Genomic DNA, 20,393 nt, shown 5'->3' with positions numbered 1-20,393 from the left:
ATAAATGAGTAAAAAAGATCGGAAATTTGAACAATTAAGAAGTTTAAGCGATGAGAAAGGTATCATTTCAGCTTTAGCATTTGATCAACGAGGTGCTTTAAAACGTATGATGGCCAAGTATCAAGATACAGAACCAACATTAGAACAAATAGAAAATTTAAAGTCATTGGTTTCTGAAACTTTGACAGAATATGCTTCGTCCATATTGCTGGACCCCGAATACGGTTTACCAGCTTCTAAAGCACGTAATGAAGAGTCAGGATTATTATTAGCCTATGAAAAAACAGGCTATGACGTGAACACTAAAGGACGATTACCTGATTGTCTAGAAGATTGGTCAGTTAAAAGAATTAAAGAGCATGGTGCAGATGCTGTTAAATTTCTTCTATATTATGATGTTGATGATTCTGAAAGTATCAATCTTAAGAAGAAGGCATACATAGAAAGAATTGGTTCTGAGTGTGTAGCTGAAAATATGCCATTCTTCTTAGAAGTATTAACTTATGACGATAACATTCCTGATAATGGAAGTGTTGAATTCGCTAAAGTAAAGCCTAGGAAAGTTAATGGTGCTATGAAAGTATTCTCAGAAGAGAGATTTAATGTCGATGTATTAAAAGTCGAAGTCCCTGTAAACATGGCGTACGTTGAAGGATTTGGCGAAAGTGAAATGGTATATACGAAAGAAGAAGCTATGCAATATTTTAAAGAGCAAGAAGCTTCTACAAATCTACCATATATTTATTTGAGTGCAGGTGTATCAGCAAAATTATTTCAAGATACTTTGGAATTTGCACATGCATCTGGCGCTAAATTCAATGGTGTCCTTTGTGGACGGGCAACTTGGGCAGGAGTCGTACCTATTTACATAGAAAAAGGGGAAGAAGCGGCTAGAAAATGGTTGCAGACAGAAGGGTTTAACAATATTAATGCATTAAATAAGGTGCTTAAACAAACAGCTGTTTCAGTTAGGGAGAAATTATAACAAGGGATTAAAGGAGTGTTAACCATGAATCGTGAAGAAACAACAATGTTAGGTTTTGAAATAGTAGCTTATGCAGGAGATGCTAGATCAAAATTACTCATCGCTTTAAATGCAGCACAACAAGGGGACTTTAATGAAGCAGAACAATTAATAGAAGATGCTAATCAACATATTGTAAGCGCACATAATGCACAAACAGAATTATTAACTAAAGAAGCTTCTGGTGAAGACATTGCATATAGTGTAACGATGATGCATGGCCAAGACCACCTTATGACTACGCTGCTTCTGAAAGATATGATGAAGCATATCGTTGAACTTTACAAAAGAGGGAGTTAATAATTATGGAAGCAATTATCGCGCAAATTGAAAAAGCTAAACCACTTTTTGAAAAAATTTCTCGTAATATTTATTTAAGGGCTATTCGTGATGGTTTTATTTCAGCAATGCCGGTCATTCTATTTTCAAGTATTTTCTTATTAATAGCATATGTACCAAACGTATTTGGATTCACTTGGAGCAAGAGTTCTGAAGCGGCACTTATGAAACCTTATCAATACACAATGGGTATTGTTGCATTATTAGTTGCGGGTACAACTGCTAAATCGTTAACCGATTCATATAACCGAAGATTAGAAAATACAAATCAAATTAACTTTATATCTACTATGATAGCGTCGATTTGTGGCTTTTTATTTTTAGCTTCTGATTCGATTAAAGATGGTGGCTTTACGAGTGAATTTTTAGGTACTAAAGGTTTACTAACAGCATTTCTATCTGCATTTGTCACAGTAATCATATATCACATCTGTGTTAAGAAAAACGTTACAATCAAAATGCCTGAAGAAGTACCACCAAATATTTCCCAAGTATTTAAAGATATTATTCCATTCGCTTTAGTTATTTTAGTGTTATATGGATTTGATTTATTAAGTAGAGCGATATTAGGACCAAATGTTGCGCACGCTATTATTGAATTCTTCGCACCATTATTTACAGCAGCTGATGGATATGTCGGTATTACGATTATATTTGGAGCATTTGCATTATTTTGGTTCGTTGGTATTCACGGTCCTTCAATAGTAGAACCGGCAATAGCGGCTATAACGTATGCCAATATTGAAACGAACTATCAATTATTGAGTTCTGGTGCGCATGCAGACAAGATTATAACGTCTGGGACACAAATGTTTATTGTAACTATGGGTGGGACAGGGGCTACCTTAGTCGTTCCGTTCATGTTTATGTGGCTTACTAAATCTAAACGCAATAAAGCGATTGGTAGAGCATCTGTAGTACCTACATTCTTTGGTGTAAATGAACCTATTCTCTTCGGTGCACCATTAGTTTTGAATCCTGTGTTCTTCATTCCATTTATATTAGCACCAATTGCAAACGTATGGATTTTTAAAATATTTGTTGATGTAATAGGCATGAATAGCTTCAGTGTCAATCTTCCTTGGACAACGCCAGCACCAATTGGAATAGTGATGGGTACAGGTTTAGGTGTATGGTCATTTATTTTAGCAATTACGTTAGTGATTGTAGATATTATGATTTATTATCCATTCGTGAGGGTCTATGACAGACAAATTGTTGAAGAAGAAATTTCCGGACTTAAAAAATCTGAAAATTTGCAAAATAAAGTTAAAGAAAATTTTGATACAAGTAAGGCTGAAAGTATTATAAGTAATTCTCGCAACAATGAAATTAAAAAAGAAGATAGAAAAGTAAGTAATGATCATTTATGCAACAAAGAATCAAAAAGCGTATTAGTATTATGCGCAGGTGGTGGTACGAGTGGATTGCTTGCTAACGCTTTAAATAAAGCAGCTAAAGAATTTGGAGAACCAATTACTGCAGCAGCTGGAGGTTATGGCGCTCATATGGATATTATGAAAGATTATGATCTAATCGTTCTTGCACCACAAGTTGCTTCAAATTATGAGGATATTAAACAAGATGCCGATAGATTAGGTGTTAAATTAGCAAAAACTGAAGGTGCAGAATACATTAAATTAACACGTGATGGTAAAGGTGCTTTAGCGTTTGTAAGAAATCAACTCAAAATATAGAAGGGAATATATATATATGAAAGACTTACCAGAAGATTTTATTTTTGGTGGTGCAACGGCAGCATATCAAGCTGAAGGTGCAACTCAAACAGATGGAAAAGGTAGAGTAGCTTGGGATACTTATTTAGAAGAAAATTATTGGTACACAGCAGAGCCAGCTAGTGATTTTTATAATCAATACCCAATAGATTTAGAGCTTAGTGAAAAATTTGGTATTAATGGAATAAGAATTTCGATAGCATGGTCAAGAATTTTTCCAGATGGTTACGGAAATGTGAATGCTAAAGGTGTTGAATTCTATCATAATTTATTTAAAGAATGTCATAAAAGAAATGTAGAACCGTTTGTAACGCTACATCATTTTGATACACCAGAAAAGTTACATTCTGATGGAGATTTTTTAAATCGTCAAAATATTGATTACTTCGTTGAATATGCTGATTTTTGCTTTAATGAATTTGAAGAAGTGAATTATTGGACTACATTTAATGAAATTGGACCTATCGGAGACGGGCAGTATTTAGTAGGTAAATTTCCACCAGGTATTAAATATGATTTCGCAAAAGTATTTCAATCACACCACAACATGATGATAGCACACGCAAGAGCAATTAAATTATTTAAAGACAAAGGGTATAAAGGAGAAATTGGTATTGTTCATGCACTTCCTACTAAATATCCATATGATCCAAATAATCCAGAAGATGTGAGAGCGGCAGAACTTGAAGACATTATCCATAATAAATTTATTTTAGATGCCACATATTTGGGTAAATATTCCGATAAAACAATGCAAGGGGTTCAGCACATTTTGGAAGTCAATGGAGGAGAACTTGATATTCGTGATGAAGATTTAAGAATATTAAATGATTCAAAAGATTTAAATGACTTCTTAGGCATCAATTATTATATGAGTGATTGGATGAGCGCATTTGATGGAGAAACTGAAATTACCCACAATTCTAAAGGTAATAAAGGTGGGTCTAAATATCAGCTTAAAGGTATAGGGCAACGTGAATTTGACATCGATGTGCCACGTACAGATTGGGATTGGATGATATATCCTAAAGGACTTTATGACCAAATTATGAGAGTGAAGACAGACTATCCAAACTATAAGAAGATTTATATAACGGAAAATGGACTAGGATATAAAGATGAATTTGAAAATAATACAGTTAATGATGATGCGCGTATAGATTATGTTAAGAAACACTTAGAAATTATATCAGACGCTATAGCAGACGGTGCGAATGTTCAAGGATATTTTATCTGGTCGTTAATGGATGTGTTCTCATGGTCAAATGGTTATGAAAAAAGATATGGATTATTCTATGTAGATTTTGATACACAAGAAAGGTATCCAAAGAAAAGTGCATATTGGTATAAGAAGTTATCAGAAACAAAAATAATTGAATAAAACTTTTAAAAAGCTTATCTAGCGGGATATAACCAAAAGATAAGCTTTTTTATTTGAGCAAGCAAGTTGCAGTGCTGATAAGGGTAGCCATATAGACAAAACTCAGGAGAAATGTTCACACGAATAGCTTTACATCAATAATTTTACTTTTAAATATTTTAGTATTAAACCTTTTAATGCTAAATAGTTTACTGCTAAACTATTTAGTCGTATAATATAATTAACAAATCAAACAAGAGCTAAGGAGGACATGATGGATACTAAATTTTTTGAATTGCTACATACGCTAGAATTATTAAAAGATAAGACGATAACAATATTTATGAACCGTTTTAAAAATGTTAATATCTCTCAAATCATTTTACTATCAAAGCTTAAAGAAGACGGACCTCAAAAGTCTTCAACAATTGCTGAAAAAATTGGTTATACGCCTGGTGCTATTACAGGTATGACAAATAAATTAATCAAAGAAGAATATATTTTAAGAGTTCCTCAAGAGTATGATCGTAGAGTAACGCTCATTTCGATTACGGATAAAGGTATTAAGTTACTTGAAGAAGCTCAAAAGCAAGAAGAAATTTTAAGGAATGATATATATTCAACATTGAATGATGAAGAAACCGAACAACTTCTTAAAATACAGAAAAAGTTATTAGAACAAGTTGATCGTTTAAAATAAAAGGAAGGTTGTTAATTATGGAAAGACTAGAAAATAAAGTTGTTATAATCACGGGAGCAGCACAAGGCATGGGGAAAATACATGCAGAAAAAGCATTAGAACAAGGAGCAAAAGTTATCATTACAGATATTAATGAAGAAAGCGGTCATCAGACTGAATGTGAATTAAAAGGAGAAGTTATGTTTATTAAACATAATGTATCTGACGAAAATGATTGGAAAAATGTTGTTCAACAAACTATGGATAAATGGGGACGTATTGATGTATTAGTGAATAATGCGGGAATTACGTACAATACGCCTTTGGAAGAATTGACTACAGATGATTATATGAAGATTGTACAGATTAACCAATTATCAGTATTTTTAGGAATGAAGACAGTAGCGCCTATTATGAAAGAACAACATAAAGGTTCTATTATAAATATTTCTTCTATGAATGGTTTAGTTGGTGGTGCAATTGGATACACAGATACTAAGTTTGCTGTAAGAGGTATGACTAAAGCAGCTTCTAGAGAATTATCACCATATAATATTCGAGTAAACTCTGTACATCCTGGTGTAATTCAAACACCAATGTTGGAACAAGAAGGCGTAAAAGAAGCGGTAGAAGAATTCAAAAAGACAATACCAATGAGACGTGTAGCACAAGCAGAAGAAGTTTCAAACATGGTAACTTTCTTAGCTTCAGATGACTCAAGCTATTCTACTGGTGCTGAATTTGTAATAGATGGTGGACTTACTGCTCTATAGTAGATGCTTTGTAGTCGGCTAACGAGCAAGAAAAAGTAAACAAGCACGTTAGAAATTCTAACGATCAAGACTAACGAAACATGCGCGTTAGAAGACAAATCAGGTGTAAAAAAGAGAAAAAGCACACTAAAATCACAAGATTGAGCGGTCTAACGAGCAAGAAAAAGTAAACAAGCGCGTTAGAAATTCTAACGATCAAGACTAACGAAACAAGCTCGTTAGAAGACAAATCGGGTGTAAAAAAGAGTAAAAGCACACTAAAATCACAAGATTGAGCGGTCTAACGAGCAAGAAAAAGTAAACAAGCGCGTTAGAAATTCTAACGATCAAGACTAACGAAACATGCGCGTTAGACAACAATAAATTATACTTTATAGAATAAACAATAGAGGCTGAGACAATTTAAAATTTGTCTCAGCCTCTTATCCTTCTATACTAATTCTTTAAAGTTTTCTAAGCGTTTTGCTTTTTCTTCTTCACTGATGTCATGTGCTTTTACATATCGGTTGCTTTCATGTTCTGCACATTCGTGTGAACATGCACCTAAATATTTATGTTCGTTCTCTTCATTTACTAAGAATTGACGGTTACATTCTGGATTACTACAGTTAATATATCTTTCACATGGTGTTCCATCGAACCATTCTTTACCAACTACAGTTTTTTCTACTTGATTCACATCTACACTAATACGTTCGTCAAATACATACATTTTTCCATCCCAGTATTCACCTTTAGTTTCTGGATCTTTACCGTAAGTTGCAATACCACCTTCTAATTGGCTTACATCTTCGAATCCTTCTTTAAGTAAGAATCCTGAGAATTTTTCACAACGGATACCGCCTGTACAGTAAGTGACGATTTTTTTATCCATAAATTGTTCTTTGTTCTCTTTGATCCAATCTGGTAAATCTCTGAATCTTGTAATATTCGGACGAACTGCGCCACGGAAATGACCTAAGTCATATTCATAATCATTTCTAGCATCGATAACAATTGTATCATCTGCTAATAATGCTTCTTTAAATTCTTTAGGTGATAAATAATTACCAGTTAATTCTATTGGATTTACATCATCTTCTAAATCTAAAGCTACGATTTCAGCTCTTGGACGTACGTGCATTTTTTTGAAAGCATGACCTTCAGCTTCATCAACTTTAAAAGTGATACCTTCAAATCTTTCGTCTGCTTTCATTTGTTCCATGTATTTGTCTGTATCAGCTTTCGTACCTGAAAGTGTACCGTTAATACCTTCAGTTGCTACTAAAATACGACCTTTAAGTTCTAAGTCTTTACAAAATTCTAAGTGCTCTGTTGCAAAAGTTTCGGGGTCAGTAATTGTTGTATATTTATAAAATAATAATACTCTATAATCCATTTTCTTATCTCCTCTATTTTTCTTTATTAATTTATATAAAAGTCTATTTGATATTATCTTTGTTGAAGTGTGGAATATTATTTATATGAGTGCACATTTTTATCCTCATTATATTGTATCAAAAAAGTTGCATTTTTCAATTGTTTGATTTTGTAAAATAATATGAAATCGTTTTTATTTAGAAAATTAAACTAGAAATAGAGATGGAGTGACGTTTAATCTTTTAAGCTTTTAGAAAGAACACTGAAATGTGCATCTAATTTATTTAAAGTTATCATAAAATTTTCGAGTTCTTCTTCAGGCAATATATTTAATAATTGATCAAGATTTGTAATACAAATTTGGCTAATTTCGTTTATTTTACTTTGACCAGTATCCGTAATATAAACACGTATTTTTCTGTTATCAATAGCATCCATTTTCTTCTCAACATATCCACTCTGAATTTGTTGGTTCAGCAATCTACTTAAATTCCCTTTATCCATATCAACAGATTCAGCTAACTCTGCTAAAGTCATTCCTTCATTTTCACTTATAACATATAATAAGTTACAAAAATTCAATGAATAACCATTCTCATTAGCAACATGGGCACATAGAAATTTAAAATTAGCATTTACTCTTAAAAGTTTCGTTTTAAAATCTTGTAATTTTTCATTATTATCTAACGTTTCCATATTAAATCCTCCATTTAATGAATTTTATGGAATAGATTTTACCAAATTTTTATTAGTAGGAAAAGTTTTGGAAGGGAAATAGTATGAAGAATATATAGTTAATCATATGTAATTTTATTTATAGAATATTGTTATTTAAATAAATAACCTCACTTTACAAAGTTAATGATGCACAAAACAACTACGTTTGTACTTATATATGTACATTAATTTTGTAAAAATATTATAAAGTAATAGATTTTTCATTTTAATATTGTATAATATTAAGGACAATCAAATAAAAAATATAATTAGTGAGGTTAAAATGAATAATATTGAGAAACAAAGATTTTCTATTAGAAAATTTTCGATGGGGATAGGATCTGTATTACTTGGCTTTACAATTTTTTCAGTCGCAGCATCTCATCAAGCTAATGCAAGTGAAATTAGTAGTACACAAACAGTCAATCAAGAAGATGAGAACCGGGAAATTCTTACAGAAATAGATGTAAGTAACGAAGAAACGACAGAAACAACAGAAACAACAGAACCAACACAAGATAAAAATGTACAAAAAGATGAAAATGTTAATCCTGAAGTGACAACAAATGAAGACCAAAATGAAACAAATAATGATGAAGAAATAATTACCGATGAATCACCAAATGAAATTGTTCAAGATAAACCAACTGATACAACAGTAGAGGATTCAAAAGAAGTTGAACCAGAACCTTCATTACCTACTGTAGAAAATGATATTTCAAAAGAAAATCAACCAGAAGAACAAGATAAAGAAATACAACATGAATTACCACCTATTGAAACAACGAAAGAAAAAGATGAACCCTCTTCGATAACTTCTACACAAACTCCTAAAGATGAAACTCCTAAAGAAGAACATTCTGAGAACTCATCCACAATTACAGAACAAGTTGAGAATAAGGAAGAAACAACGCCGTTAAAAGACAATATTCAAGAAAAACAACAAAAAATATCAGAAGACAAATTAACATCTGACACTACAAAAGCACAAGCTACAAACAAAGAGCAACAGACTTTAAATGTAAAAGTAAAACAACAAGCAAAAGTAGCAGCAAGTGCAGCACCAACTCCTTATCATGCTGTATCTCAAAAATATTATAGTGGTCTTCTTGGGCTATTTGGTAGACCTGGATTTACTTCTGATGCTTTTGCTGAAAGAAATGTAATTATTGCTGGAGAAAAAGTAAAAGCACATGCAGAACTGAAATCTGACTTATTTAATGGCGGATTAGGAACGACAACTTATCAATGGTATATCTATCAAAATAATCAGTGGTCGGCTATCAGTGGTCAAACTAGTAATAGTTTAAATTATACATTATCCAATGTAGGAGATTATTATTTCCAATTAGTTGCTCGTAACAAACCTCTGTTGAGTGCTGCGACAACTTATGGTACAAATGTATTTTCAGTGAACGTTCAACAAAAGCAAATACAAGCAGATAAGATTACAATTACAAATAATCCAATTATGTTATCAAACGAAAGAAATTGGAACTTAGGATATATAACTAATCCAACTAACGCAACAGGAACGATACAGTGGACAGTTAATAATAGTAATTTAGCAACAATAAACCAATATGGAGTTTTAACAACAAGTAAATCACAAAAAGGAACAGTTAGAGTAAAAGTAGAAATGACTAACTCAAACGGTTCAAAAATAGAAGATTTTATAGACGTTAAAATAGGAGATATTATATCTGATCAAACAGTTGAAGTAGGAGAAGATGCTACATTTACAGTAACGCCAAGTTTAATTCCTGATGATATTGGTCAAGTCGTTACATATAAGTGGTACAGATTAAATGGAGATGTAATAAATAAAGATGCTGATACAGAAGTATCTATAGATAAAAATTTAGTCCTAAGTAATGTCAGTACTGAATTAAACGGTTCTAGATATTATGTAATAGTAACAGTAGGTGAAGGAAATAATGCTCAGCCATTTGATCCCTCTAATATCGCTACACTGACAGTAAGTACAGCAGCTTCAGAATCGTTAAGCACGTCCGAATCTTTGAGTACATCCGAGTCAACAAGTACGTCTGAATCATTGAGCAATTCAGTATCATTAAGCGAATCAGAATCATTGAGTACATCAGAGTCAATATCATTAAGTGAATCTGAGACTATTAGTGAGTCGGAATCATTAAGCACGTCAGAGTCTATTAGTGCATCCGAGTCAATGAGTACATCAGAGTCATTGAGCGAAAGTGAATCGTTGAGTGAGTCAACATCATTAAGTACATCTGAATCAATAAGTGAGTCCGAATCGTTGAGTACATCTGAATCAATAAGTGAGTCCGAATCGTTGAGTACATCGGAATCCTTAAGTGAATCCGAGTCCTTGAGTACGTCTGAATCAATAAGTGAATCAGAATCATTGAGTACATCGGAATCCTTAAGTGAATCCGAGTCATTAAGCGAAAGTGAATCATTGAGTGAATCCGAATCGTTGAGTACGTCAGAATCATTAAGTGAGTCAGAATCATTAAGTACATCCGAGTCAATGAGTACTTCCGAGTCATTGAGTGAGTCGGAATCAATAAGTGAAAGCGAGTCACTAAGTGCATCAGAGTCAGCAAGTACGTCTGAATCATTAAGCACGTCAGAATCGTTGAGTACTTCCGTGTCAATAAGTGAAAGTGAATCGTTAAGCACGTCGGGATCAATAAGCGAATCAGAATCGTTGAGTACGTCAGAGTCACTGAGTGAAAGTGAATCATTGAGTACATCAGAGTCATTGAGTGAGAGTGAGTCATTAAGTACATCAGAGTCATTGAGTGAGAGTGAGTCATTAAGTACATCTGAATCGTTGAGTGCGTCTGAGTCATTGAGCGAGTCAGAATCATTAAGCGAATCAGAATCGTTAAGTACATCCGAGTCCTTGAGTGAGTCCGAATCATTAAGTGCATCTGAATCATTGAGTACGTCTGAGTCCTTGAGTGAGAGCGAGTCATTGAGTACGTCAGAGTCAATAAGTGAATCTGAATCGTTGAGTACATCTGAGTCATTGAGTGAATCAGAATCGTTAAGTACATCAGAGTCAATGAGTGAAAGTGAATCATTAAGTGAGTCAGAGTCATTAAGTGAGTCAGAGTCATTAAGTGAATCCGAGTCATTGAGTACGTCTGAATCAATTAGTGAATCAGAATCATTGAGTACATCAGAGTCAATTAGTGAGTCTGAATCATTGAGCGAAAGTGAATCGTTGAGTACGTCAGAATCATTAAGTGAGAGCGAGTCGTTAAGTACATCTGAATCAATAAGCGAATCAGAATCAATAAGTACTTCCGAATCCTTGAGTGAATCCGAATCGTTAAGTACGTCAGGATCAATAAGTGAATCGGAATCCTTAAGTGAGAGTGAGTCTCTAAGTATATCCGAGTCCTTGAGTGAGTCCGAATCGTTAAGTATGTCCGAGTCAGCAAGTACGTCTGAATCATTGAGCAATTCAGTATCATTAAGCGAATCAGAATCGATAAGTACATCAGAATCTTTGAGCACGTCTGAGTCTATTAGTGAAAGTGAATCAATGAGTACGTCCGAGTCATTAAGTAAATCAGAATCGTTGAGTACGTCCGAGTCATTGAGCGAGTCCGAATCGTTGAGTACCAGCGAGTCATTAAGCACGTCAGAGTCTATAAGTACATCAGAGTCCTTGAGTGAGTCCGAATCGTTGAGTGCGTCTGAGTCTATTAGTGCATCTGAGTCACTGAGTGCATCAGAGTCAGCAAGTACGTCGGAATCGTTGAGTACGTCAGAATCAATCAGTGAAAGTGAATCTTTGAGTACATCAGAGTCATTAAGCGAATCAGAATCGTTGAGTACATCAGAGTCATTGAGTGAGTCTGAATCTTTGAGTACATCCGAGTCATTGAGCGAAAGTGAATCATTGAGTACGTCTGAGTCAATTAGTGAATCAGAATCAATAAGTGAATCAGAATCAATGAGTACGTCAGAGTCATTGAGCGAGTCCGAATCGATAAGTGCAGCGGAATCGTTGAGTACCAGCGAGTCATTAAGTGAGTCAACATCATTAAGTACATCTGAATCAATCAGTGAAAGTGAATCGTTGAGTACGTCCGAGTCATTGAGTGAAAGTGAATCGTTGAGTACGTCCGAGTCATTGAGTGAAAGTGAATCGTTGAGTACGTCCGAGTCATTGAGTGAAAGTGAATCGTTGAGTACGTCCGAGTCATTGAGTGAAAGTGAATCGTTGAGTACGTCCGAGTCATTGAGTGAAAGTGAATCGTTGAGTACGTCCGAGTCATTGAGTGAAAGTGAATCATTGAGTACGTCCGAGTCATTGAGTGAAAGTGAATCATTGAGTACGTCAGAATCATTAAGTGAGTCAGAATCGTTAAGCACGTCAGAATCAATAAGTGAATCCGAGTCATTGAGTACGTCGGAGTCTATAAGTGCATCCGAATCGTTTAGTACGTCCGAGTCCTTGAGTGAAAGTGAATCGCTAAGTACGTCAGAGTCATTGAGTGAGTCGGAATCGTTGAGTACGTCCGAATCGATAAGTGAGTCAGAGTCATTGAGTACCTCCGAATCAATAAGCGAATCAGAATCATTGAGTACGTCGGAATCCTTAAGTACGTCCGAATCGATAAGTGAGTCAGAGTCATTAAGCGAATCAGAATCGTTGAGCACTTCGGGATCAATAAGTGAGTCCGAATCGCTAAGTACGTCTGAATCAATAAGCGAATCAGAGTCGTTGAGTACATCAGAGTCATTAAGCGAGTCCGAATCGATAAGTACATCGGGATCAATAAGTGAATCAGAATCATTGAGTACGTCTGAGTCATTGAGTGAGTCGACATCATTGAGTACGTCAGAATCATTTAGTGAGTCCGAATCGTTGAGTACATCCGAGTCATTGAGTGAAAGTGAGTCTTTAAGTACATCGGAGTCCTTGAGTGAAAGTGAATCATTGAGTACATCTGAGTCATTGAGTGAGTCAACATCATTAAGTACATCAGAGTCATTGAGAGAGTCCGAATCGTTGAGTACTTCCGAGTCATTGAGTGAAAGTGAGTCTTTAAGTACATCAGAATCTATTAGTGAGTCAGAATCGTTAAGTACGTCCGAGTCATTGAGTGAAAGTGAATCATTAAGTACGTCCGAGTCATTGAGCGAATCAGAATCATTGAGTACATCTGAGTCATTGAGTGAATCCGAATCGTTGAGTACGTCCGAGTCATTGAGCGAATCAGAATCATTGAGTACGTCCGAGTCAATTAGTGAATCAGAATCGTTAAGTACATCAGAGTCAATGAGTGAAAGTGAATCATTAAGTACGTCGGAATCATTAAGTGAGTCCGAATCGTTGAGTACATCCGAGTCATTAAGTGCAGCGGAATCATTAAGTACATCCGAGTCGTTAAGTACGTCCGAGTCGTTAAGTACGTCCGAGTCAATTAGTGAAAGTGAATCTATAAGTACATCGGGATCAATCAGTGAAAGTGAATCGTTGAGTACATCCGAGTCCTTGAGCGAAAGCGAATCATTGAGCATGTCAGAATCAATGAGTACATCAGAATCATTAAGTACTTCTGGATCAATGAGTGAATCGGAATCATTAAGTGCATCTGAGTCATTAAGTGAGTCAACATCATCAAGTACATCTGAATCAATCAGTGAATCAGAATCATTAAGTACCAGCGAGTCATTGAGTGAAAGCGAATCTTTAAGTACGTCCGAATCGATAAGTGAGTCAGAGTCATTAAGTACGTCGGGATCAATAAGTGAGTCAGAGTCATTGAGCGAGTCGACATCGTTGAGTACCAGCGAGTCATTAAGCACGTCAGAGTCTATTAGTGAAAGTGAATCAATGAGTACATCCGAGTCATTGAGTGAGTCGACATCGTTGAGCACTTCCGAGTCCTTAAGTGAGTCAGAATCGTTGAGTGCGTCTGAGTCAATTAGTGAATCCGAATCGTTAAGCACGTCAGAATCATTGAGTACATCGGAATCCTTAAGTGAGTCAGAATCATTAAGTACATCCGAGTCATTGAGCGAGTCCGAATCATTAAGTGCATCAGAGTCAGCAAGTACGTCAGAATCATTGAGTGAGTCAACATCAATAAGTACATCTGAATCAATAAGCGAATCAGAATCGTTGAGTACATCAGAATCATTAAGTGAGTCGGAATCGTTGAGTACCAGTGAGTCATTGAGTGAATCAGAATCAATGAGTACATCCGAGTCATTGAGTGAGTCTGAATCGTTAAGTGCATCGGAGTCAATGAGTGAGAGCGAATCATTGAGTACGTCCGAGTCAATGAGTGAAAGTGAGTCATTAAGTACATCCGAGTCATTAAGTGAATCAGAATCTTTGAGCACGTCTGAATCAATAAGCGAATCCGAATCATTAAGTGAGTCCGAGTCATTAAGTGAATCAGAATCTTTGAGTACGTCTGAATCAATAAGCGAATCCGAATCGTTGAGTACTTCCGAGTCCTTGAGTGAGTCCGAATCATTAAGCACATCAGAGTCATTGAGCGAATCATTGAGTACGTCCGAGTCAATGAGTGAAAGTGAGTCATTAAGTACATCTGAATCATTAAGCGAATCAGAATCGTTGAGTGCGTCTGAGTCCTTGAGTGAGAGTGAATCATTAAGTACCAGCGAGTCATTGAGTACGTCCGAATCAATGAGTACGTCTGAGTCGTTGAGTGAATCCGAATCAACAAGTACATCAGAATCGTTAAGTACGTCAGAGTCATTGAGTGAGTCCGAATCAATAAGTGAATCTGAATCAATGAGTACGTCCGAGTCATTAAGTGAATCCGAATCAATGAGTACGTCGGAATCATTGAGTGAGTCAGAATCGTTAAGTACGTCAGAGTCTATTAGTGAGTCAGAATCTTTGAGTACCAGCGAGTCATTAAGCGAATCCGAATCATTGAGTACATCGGAATCCTTAAGTGAGAGTGAATCATTAAGTGAGCCCGAATCAATAAGTGAAAGCGAGTCATTAAGTACATCCGAGTCAATTAGTGAGTCAGAATCTATAAGTACATCAGAATATATTAGTGAGTCAGAATCATTAAGTACGTCTGAGTCAATTAGCGCGTCTGAATCATTAAGTACATCAGAATCCTTAAGCACGTCAGAGTCATTAAGTGAGTCGATATCTCTAATCGAGAGCGAATCAATAAATGCATCTGAATCGTCAAGCATTTCCGAGGAAATAAGAGTGTCTTTAAGTGAATCGCTAAGTACATCTGAAATGATTAATTCTAGTGAGTCAGAAAGTATTTCTGTATCACCAAATGAGAGTGAGTCTTTAAATGCAAGTGAATCTCAAGAAACTTCGGAATCTATGGGTGATTCTGAGCTATCTCAGAATAGTGATGTAGAGAACACGCTTGAAGTAAGTGATTCATATAGTTCAATTGATGATCAACATATAGGTAATGATGAAAAGGATAAACAAGCTAGTGATGACAAATTACCTGATACAGGTGAAGTGAAAGAAAACTCAGGTTTAATGAGTGGAATGTTCGCTGCTATGGGTGGAATTTTCTTATTTAGAAGTCGTCGCAAAAACAAGCGTGATAATGAGTCTTCATGATTTATTGAATTTTTTAAATGAGCTAAGGGTTTTTCTCTTAGCTTGTTTTGTGATAAATGTGTGAAAAGTGTATAATTATTACAAATGTAAAAGGAGAAGGATAGTTTATGGGAAACTATAAAGATATAGAAGAAATTAATAAGGAAATTGAAGAGGAGTTACTTCAATTTAAAGAATCTGAAGGGGAACTCAAGGAGAAGAAACAATTTTTATCTTTGAAGTTTGTAGGGACTTTTATGATTGTGAGTTTTATGTTGTTTAGTATTTTTAGAGTGTTTATTTAATGATTTTTATATGTAGCGAAGGGGCTTTTTATGACAATTTATAATATTAATTATGGTATTGGTTGGGCGAGTAGTGGTGTTGAGTATGCACAATTATATAGAGCAAATATGTTAAGGAAACAAAATGAAGGCTTTAAATTTGTGTTTTTAGATTTTTTTGCTCATGAAAATTTGCAGTCTTTAACGAGCCATTTAGGATTTTTTGATGATGAAATTATTTGGCTATACCAATATTTTACTGACATTAAAATTGCACCAACTTCATATACTGTGAATGATTTGATTAAAACACTTGATATGGAGATAACACACCAAGTAGAAGAAAATAAGACGATTAAACTTTTTAATGATGTAGATAAAACGTATGTCCTTTGTTATTTGAAGGAACAAGGACAGCCATTTGTTGATAGAGCTGAATTTGTATCTAGAGGTAAATTAATTAGGAAAGACTATTATTCTTATACTAGAATTTTTTCAGAGTATTATGCACCTCATGAAAACAGAGCGAAAATATATATGAGACAATTTTACAATGAAGATGGGTCTATTGCTTATAATGAGTATATTAATGATAGTAGCGAATTATATATGTTTAAGGATAAAATCTTATATTCTAAACAAGAATTTGTAGCCTATTTTATGGAGTCACTTAGACTATCCTCCAAAGATATTGTGATTGTTGATCGTTCCAAAGGATTTGCACAATCTATAATTCAAAATAAAGGTGAATCTAAGTTGGGGATCGTTATTCATGCGGAACATTATAGTGAAAATTCAACATCAGATAAACATATTTTATGGAATAACCATTATGAATATGTATTTTCAAATTCTAAGCAAATTAATTTTTATATCGCTGCAACGGACCGACAAAAAGATTTGCTAACGAGACAATTCAGAAAATATTACAATGTTATTCCAGTAATATACACAATACCAGTTGGTAGTATTGATAACATTATTAGGCCATTGAGTAGACGTCCTAATTCAATTATTACGGCTTCGAGATTAGCTTCTGAGAAACATATAGATTGGTTGATTAAAGCAGTCGTTATTGCCAAACAAACTATATCATCGATTGAATTTGATATTTATGGTGAAGGTGGTCAAAGAAATTCATTACAAAAAATCATCAATGAAAATGACGCAAGTCACTATATATCTCTTTTAGGACACGTGGATTTAAAAGATGTGTATGCTGAATATGAGTTGTTTTTATCTGGTTCAACTAGCGAAGGGTTTGGATTAACTTTAATGGAGGCAATTGGTTCAGGATTAGGAATGATTGGCTTTGAAGTTGATTATGGTAATACAACTTTTATAAGTAATGATGAAAATGGATACTTAATACCTATAAATACAAATGAACAATCTGAACAACAAATTGTAGATAATTTAGCTAATGCCATTATTCAATTTTTCAAAAATGATCAAGCTTCATATAATCGTCATTCTTATGAGATTGCTGAAACTTTTAAAACAGAAAAAATAAGACAAAGATGGTTTAATTTAATTGAAGAGGTGCTATATGATTAATCTTTTTGAATCATTCAATACAAAAACAAAAGTTCTTTATAAAACATTCAAAAATGTTAATATGGACAATGTAACAATTGTGATTGAAGAAGATGGGTTTTTACCTTCAAATATTTTAACACCATATCAATTTTTTGCATGTAATCAAAATCAATCATCAGAGGCATTGTTTTTTAATCAAGTTAATGTTCCACAATTTTGGGAAATAGAAGGTAATAATAACTCAGCAGAAATTAAGGATATGGGTGAAACTAAAGGAAGAATTATTTATAAAAATAATTTTGGCTTTAGAATTGTTGAACGCATAGAATGGCTAAATAAATATAGCAAAACTCAAGTAATAGACTACTATAATAAGAATGGTCTAAAATATGCTCAATTAATTGTAGATGATAATCAACGTAGAATCATCAAACGTTGGTTCAATGATCAAAATCAAGAAATTATTACAGAGAATTTTATAACAAATGATATCATCTTAAAATGGCAAGAGAAAGAATATATTTTTCATTCAAAAGTACAATTTATTATTTTTTACTTAAAAGTAGCTAATATGCCTATGGACAGTTTCTTAATAAATTCTTTATCCATTCCATGTGCTGTGCTGCATGACTTGAAGGTTGAAGGTAATGATTATTTGTTTTGGCAAGAGAAAGCAAACGGTAATTTACCAGGAAATATGAAATTGATGCTCTCTAAAAAATTGCGAGGCTGCCATGTGATAGCACCGAGTAAAAATGAATTTAACAATTTAATTGAATTAGTAGATGAGGAGCATAAAAATCAAATTTTAGAATTAGGGTATGTATATGATTTTGTGAGTCAGAATCAACATTCGCATAATGTATTAACATTAACAAATTCTGATCAAATACCTAATTTAGAAGACTTAGTTAATAGTCTCCCTCAATACCAATTTCATATTGTAGCTTTAACTGAAATGTCACAAAAATTAACGAAACTAAATAGTTACGATAATGTAACGTTATTTCCGAACGCTCCAAAAGATAAAATTATTTCTTTATATAACAAATGCGATATTTATTTAGATATTAATAAAGGAAATGAAATTTTGGATGCAGTTAAAGCAGCGTTTGATTATCAATTATTAATATTAGGATATAAAGAAACGTTGCATAATGAAAATTATGTTGCTACAGAAAATCAAATTTCATTAGAAAAATATCATGATTTAGTTGAGGTCTTGAGAGAACTTGATAATAATGAATCAGTAATAAATGATAGATTAAATCGTCAATTAGAACATGCGGGATCAATAGATAAAGCAACATTTAAAGAAGGCTTTAAATAGGAATTCGACATGAATTTAAAAAAAGCAGGGACGTGTACTTGTCCCTACTTTTTTTATTATTCCCAACCTGTGTGATTTCTGTACTTATTAAATTCAGATACATCTAAATTTTGTTTTTCAGCAGTTTGTATAACTTGCCCTACATTTTTAAAACCTAACATTTTAAAATAATCGATAAGTTGGTTTTTAGTTAAAGCATCTGTATCCTTATTCAAAAGTGCTGCTAAATTTTGATTGGTATGGAATGGTAAGCGAGTATCATCATGTAAAGTGAGTCCATTTTGAGAATGAGTTCTCGCATCAGCATGATTCGCTTCAGTAATATTAGCTGCCCCAAAACCTAAAATAACAGTTGCTAAAGTAACAGGAATTAACTTTTTAATATTCATATAATCATCTCCAAATCGTTTGATGAGTTGATTATAATATAAAAAAATATAAAAATGAGGCAGTTAAAAGTTATTTAATATTAGTTAAGAAATAGTTAAGGATTAGGAGGTAGGTAGTAGATAAGTTACTTTACTATAAGCTTTTTTCCATCAATAATTGAATATCCCCATCATTATCTACTTCTACTTTCACGTCTTTGAAGCCGAGGTTTGTATATAATTGATAGGCAATTTGATTTGGTTTGTCTACGAGTAAAGCTATGTGTTTGATATGTGACATATGTTCAACTAAGTATGCGTCTAAGCGTTCTAAACTTTTCCTAGCATAACCTTTTCTAAGGTGACGTTCGTCGGTTGATAAAGATCTTATAAATATCGTTGATTCTGCTGGGGTCGAAAAGTAATTTGTAAACTCACAATCTTCATGTAAGACGTAGAATACAACTAAATCATTTTGGTTGGATAATCCCAGTATACAATGTCTATTAGGGTTTTGTTTTGCTAATCTTATGTTATCAAGTGGTGCATTAGTGAATTCTAATTGTGAAGAATTGATTTGAAAGTTTTCTATTTTTTCATAGTATGCGTCATCATAAGCTACGAGTTTCATATAACACCTCGTTCTCCAATTTATTGTGAAATAGCTAAATTTTAAAAATTGAGTTAATGTATTGTAACATAACAAATGAAATTCAGTGTATTTATATTACTTTCTTGTATAATGAATGTATCTTATTTTTAGGAGCGTTAATGATGGAAACAATATATGTAGCTGGTGGTTGTTTATGGGGAGTGCAAGCTTTTTTGAAGACTTTACCAGGTGTAATAGAGACTGAAGCAGGTAGGGCAAATGGCAGTAGTAGTACAATTGAAGGTGAGTATGATGGCTATGCAGAATGTGTAAAGGTTAACTTTAATCCTGAAAGTGTAACAGTTGATGATATGATGAGTTATTTATTTGAAATTATTGATCCTTATAGTGTGAACAAACAAGGTGAAGATGTTGGTTTGAAATATAGAACAGGCATTTATAGTGAGCAACCAGAACATTTAGAAACTGCTCGTCAATTTATTAAAAATCGATACGATGCAAAAAAAATTGCAGTAGAAGTTAAGATGTTGATGAATTATGTAAAAAGTGCAGAAGAACATCAAGACAGATTAGATAAATTTCCTAATGATTATTGTCATATCCCAAAAACATTAATGAATAAATATAAATAAAGCACAGTCATAAAACGATGACTGTGCTTAGTTTTTGATTAGGAAGAGATGAGTTTTAGTTGAAGATGTAGTT

At 33.7% G+C, this 20,393-nt stretch carries 16 protein-coding genes and 1 pseudogene; 12 read left to right on the top strand and 5 right to left on the bottom strand.

Translation table 11 applies throughout. The features are described from left to right. The first annotated feature begins 4 nt into the window (after positions 1-4). From lacD to B2G86_RS07205, 6 genes are all read left to right on the top strand, one after another. Positions 5-985, top strand: coding sequence for a tagatose-bisphosphate aldolase (gene lacD / locus B2G86_RS07230; protein ID WP_078357459.1), 981 nt, complete (start codon positions 5-7; stop codon positions 983-985). 24 nt (positions 986-1,009) lie between these two features. Beyond that, on the top strand, positions 1,010-1,324 hold the full coding sequence (locus B2G86_RS07225; protein WP_078357458.1) for a PTS lactose/cellobiose transporter subunit IIA: 315 nt from the start codon (positions 1,010-1,012) through the stop codon (positions 1,322-1,324). A gap of 2 nt (positions 1,325-1,326) precedes the next feature. Beyond that, positions 1,327-3,060, top strand: a complete 1,734-nt coding sequence (locus B2G86_RS07220) for a lactose-specific PTS transporter subunit EIIC (RefSeq protein WP_078357457.1) — start codon at positions 1,327-1,329, stop codon at positions 3,058-3,060. A gap of 16 nt (positions 3,061-3,076) precedes the next feature. Further along, positions 3,077-4,480 carry a 6-phospho-beta-galactosidase gene (gene lacG / locus B2G86_RS07215; protein WP_078357456.1) on the top strand — a complete coding sequence of 468 codons (1,404 nt, stop codon included), beginning with the start codon at positions 3,077-3,079 and terminating at the stop codon, positions 4,478-4,480. A 253-nt stretch (positions 4,481-4,733) separates the two neighbouring features. Further along, complete coding sequence (locus B2G86_RS07210; RefSeq protein ID WP_237687708.1) at positions 4,734-5,159, top strand: MarR family winged helix-turn-helix transcriptional regulator; 426 nt, start codon at positions 4,734-4,736, stop codon at positions 5,157-5,159. Positions 5,160-5,176: 17 nt separating this feature from the next. Further along, positions 5,177-5,911: an SDR family NAD(P)-dependent oxidoreductase gene (locus B2G86_RS07205; RefSeq protein WP_078357454.1), complete on the top strand. Its 735-nt coding sequence runs from the start codon at positions 5,177-5,179 to the stop codon at positions 5,909-5,911. Positions 5,912-6,341: 430 nt separating this feature from the next. On the opposite strand, the gene trhO is transcribed toward B2G86_RS07205, so the two are convergent. Both trhO and B2G86_RS07195 read right to left on the bottom strand, forming a co-directional pair. Continuing rightward, the gene (trhO, locus tag B2G86_RS07200) at positions 6,342-7,289 is read right to left on the bottom strand and encodes an oxygen-dependent tRNA uridine(34) hydroxylase TrhO (RefSeq protein WP_078357453.1); all 948 of its coding nucleotides are present in this window, start codon (positions 7,287-7,289) and stop codon (positions 6,342-6,344) included. A 215-nt stretch (positions 7,290-7,504) separates the two neighbouring features. After that, on the bottom strand, positions 7,505-7,966 hold the full coding sequence (locus B2G86_RS07195) for a MarR family winged helix-turn-helix transcriptional regulator (protein ID WP_078357452.1): 462 nt from the start codon (positions 7,964-7,966) through the stop codon (positions 7,505-7,507). A gap of 304 nt (positions 7,967-8,270) precedes the next feature. Between B2G86_RS07195 and B2G86_RS13630 the strand changes: the two are divergent. Next, a pseudogene (locus B2G86_RS13630) lies at positions 8,271-8,372 on the top strand (YSIRK-type signal peptide-containing protein); the annotation flags it as partial. Positions 8,373-9,928: 1,556 nt separating this feature from the next. On the opposite strand, the gene B2G86_RS13405 reads toward B2G86_RS13630, so the two are convergent. Continuing rightward, positions 9,929-15,181 carry a hypothetical protein gene (locus B2G86_RS13405; protein ID WP_198931330.1) on the bottom strand — a complete coding sequence of 1,751 codons (5,253 nt, stop codon included), beginning with the start codon at positions 15,179-15,181 and terminating at the stop codon, positions 9,929-9,931. Between the two features lie 16 nt (positions 15,182-15,197). Between B2G86_RS13405 and B2G86_RS13400 the strand changes: the two genes are divergently transcribed. The 4 genes from B2G86_RS13400 (at position 15,198) to gtfB (ending at position 18,707) form a co-directional block, all read left to right on the top strand. Continuing rightward, positions 15,198-15,575 (top strand): LPXTG cell wall anchor domain-containing protein, encoded by a 378-nt coding sequence (locus tag B2G86_RS13400; RefSeq protein ID WP_239734823.1) that lies wholly within the window; start codon positions 15,198-15,200, stop codon positions 15,573-15,575. Between the two features lie 107 nt (positions 15,576-15,682). Then, a complete protein-coding gene (locus B2G86_RS13395; RefSeq protein ID WP_198931329.1) occupies positions 15,683-15,859 on the top strand; it encodes a hypothetical protein in 177 nt (58 codons plus the stop codon). A 30-nt stretch (positions 15,860-15,889) separates the two neighbouring features. Further along, positions 15,890-17,395, top strand: coding sequence for an accessory Sec system glycosyltransferase GtfA (gene gtfA, locus B2G86_RS07185; protein ID WP_078357450.1), 1,506 nt, complete (start codon positions 15,890-15,892; stop codon positions 17,393-17,395). Beyond that, the gene (gtfB, locus tag B2G86_RS07180) at positions 17,388-18,707 is read left to right on the top strand and encodes an accessory Sec system glycosylation chaperone GtfB (protein ID WP_078357449.1); all 1,320 of its coding nucleotides are present in this window, start codon (positions 17,388-17,390) and stop codon (positions 18,705-18,707) included. Before gtfA ends, gtfB begins: the two co-directional genes overlap by 8 nt. A 56-nt stretch (positions 18,708-18,763) precedes the next feature. On the opposite strand, the gene spn is transcribed toward gtfB, so the two are convergent. Then, positions 18,764-19,096 (bottom strand): SPIN family peroxidase inhibitor, encoded by a 333-nt coding sequence (gene spn, locus B2G86_RS07175; RefSeq protein WP_078357448.1) that lies wholly within the window; start codon positions 19,094-19,096, stop codon positions 18,764-18,766. A 133-nt stretch (positions 19,097-19,229) separates the two neighbouring features. Beyond that, positions 19,230-19,706 (bottom strand): GNAT family N-acetyltransferase, encoded by a 477-nt coding sequence (locus B2G86_RS07170; protein ID WP_078357447.1) that lies wholly within the window; start codon positions 19,704-19,706, stop codon positions 19,230-19,232. 143 nt (positions 19,707-19,849) lie between these two features. Between B2G86_RS07170 and B2G86_RS07165 the strand changes: the two genes are divergently transcribed. Further along, on the top strand, positions 19,850-20,320 hold the full coding sequence (locus tag B2G86_RS07165; RefSeq protein ID WP_078357446.1) for a peptide-methionine (S)-S-oxide reductase: 471 nt from the start codon (positions 19,850-19,852) through the stop codon (positions 20,318-20,320). Positions 20,321-20,393: the final 73 nt, after the last annotated feature.

Origin of the sequence: Mammaliicoccus fleurettii, from assembly GCF_002018435.1 — a bacterium.
Classification (GTDB): domain Bacteria; phylum Bacillota; class Bacilli; order Staphylococcales; family Staphylococcaceae; genus Mammaliicoccus; species Mammaliicoccus fleurettii.
The sequence above is the reverse complement of the archived record's forward strand: the minus strand, read 5'-3'. Positions and strand labels throughout refer to the sequence as shown.

Excerpts from the sequence above, each read along its gene's own strand:
- B2G86_RS13395 (WP_198931329.1), top strand. The coding sequence starts at position 15,683 with ATGGGAAACTATAAAGATATAGAAGAAATTAATAAGGAAATTGAAGAG.
- gtfA (WP_078357450.1), top strand. The coding sequence starts at position 15,890 with ATGACAATTTATAATATTAATTATGGTATTGGTTGGGCGAGTAGTGGT.
- spn (WP_078357448.1), bottom strand. The coding sequence starts at position 19,096 with ATGAATATTAAAAAGTTAATTCCTGTTACTTTAGCAACTGTTATTTTA.
- B2G86_RS07225 (WP_078357458.1), top strand. The coding sequence starts at position 1,010 with ATGAATCGTGAAGAAACAACAATGTTAGGTTTTGAAATAGTAGCTTAT.
- lacG (WP_078357456.1), top strand. The coding sequence starts at position 3,077 with ATGAAAGACTTACCAGAAGATTTTATTTTTGGTGGTGCAACGGCAGCA.
- B2G86_RS07170 (WP_078357447.1), bottom strand. The coding sequence starts at position 19,706 with ATGAAACTCGTAGCTTATGATGACGCATACTATGAAAAAATAGAAAAC.
- trhO (WP_078357453.1), bottom strand. The coding sequence starts at position 7,289 with ATGGATTATAGAGTATTATTATTTTATAAATATACAACAATTACTGAC.
- lacD (WP_078357459.1), top strand. The coding sequence starts at position 5 with ATGAGTAAAAAAGATCGGAAATTTGAACAATTAAGAAGTTTAAGCGAT.
- B2G86_RS13405 (WP_198931330.1), bottom strand. The coding sequence starts at position 15,181 with ATGCTTGACGATTCAGATGCATTTATTGATTCGCTCTCGATTAGAGAT.
- B2G86_RS07195 (WP_078357452.1), bottom strand. The coding sequence starts at position 7,966 with ATGGAAACGTTAGATAATAATGAAAAATTACAAGATTTTAAAACGAAA.
- B2G86_RS07210 (WP_237687708.1), top strand. The coding sequence starts at position 4,734 with ATGGATACTAAATTTTTTGAATTGCTACATACGCTAGAATTATTAAAA.
- B2G86_RS07165 (WP_078357446.1), top strand. The coding sequence starts at position 19,850 with ATGGAAACAATATATGTAGCTGGTGGTTGTTTATGGGGAGTGCAAGCT.
- gtfB (WP_078357449.1), top strand. The coding sequence starts at position 17,388 with ATGATTAATCTTTTTGAATCATTCAATACAAAAACAAAAGTTCTTTAT.
- B2G86_RS07205 (WP_078357454.1), top strand. The coding sequence starts at position 5,177 with ATGGAAAGACTAGAAAATAAAGTTGTTATAATCACGGGAGCAGCACAA.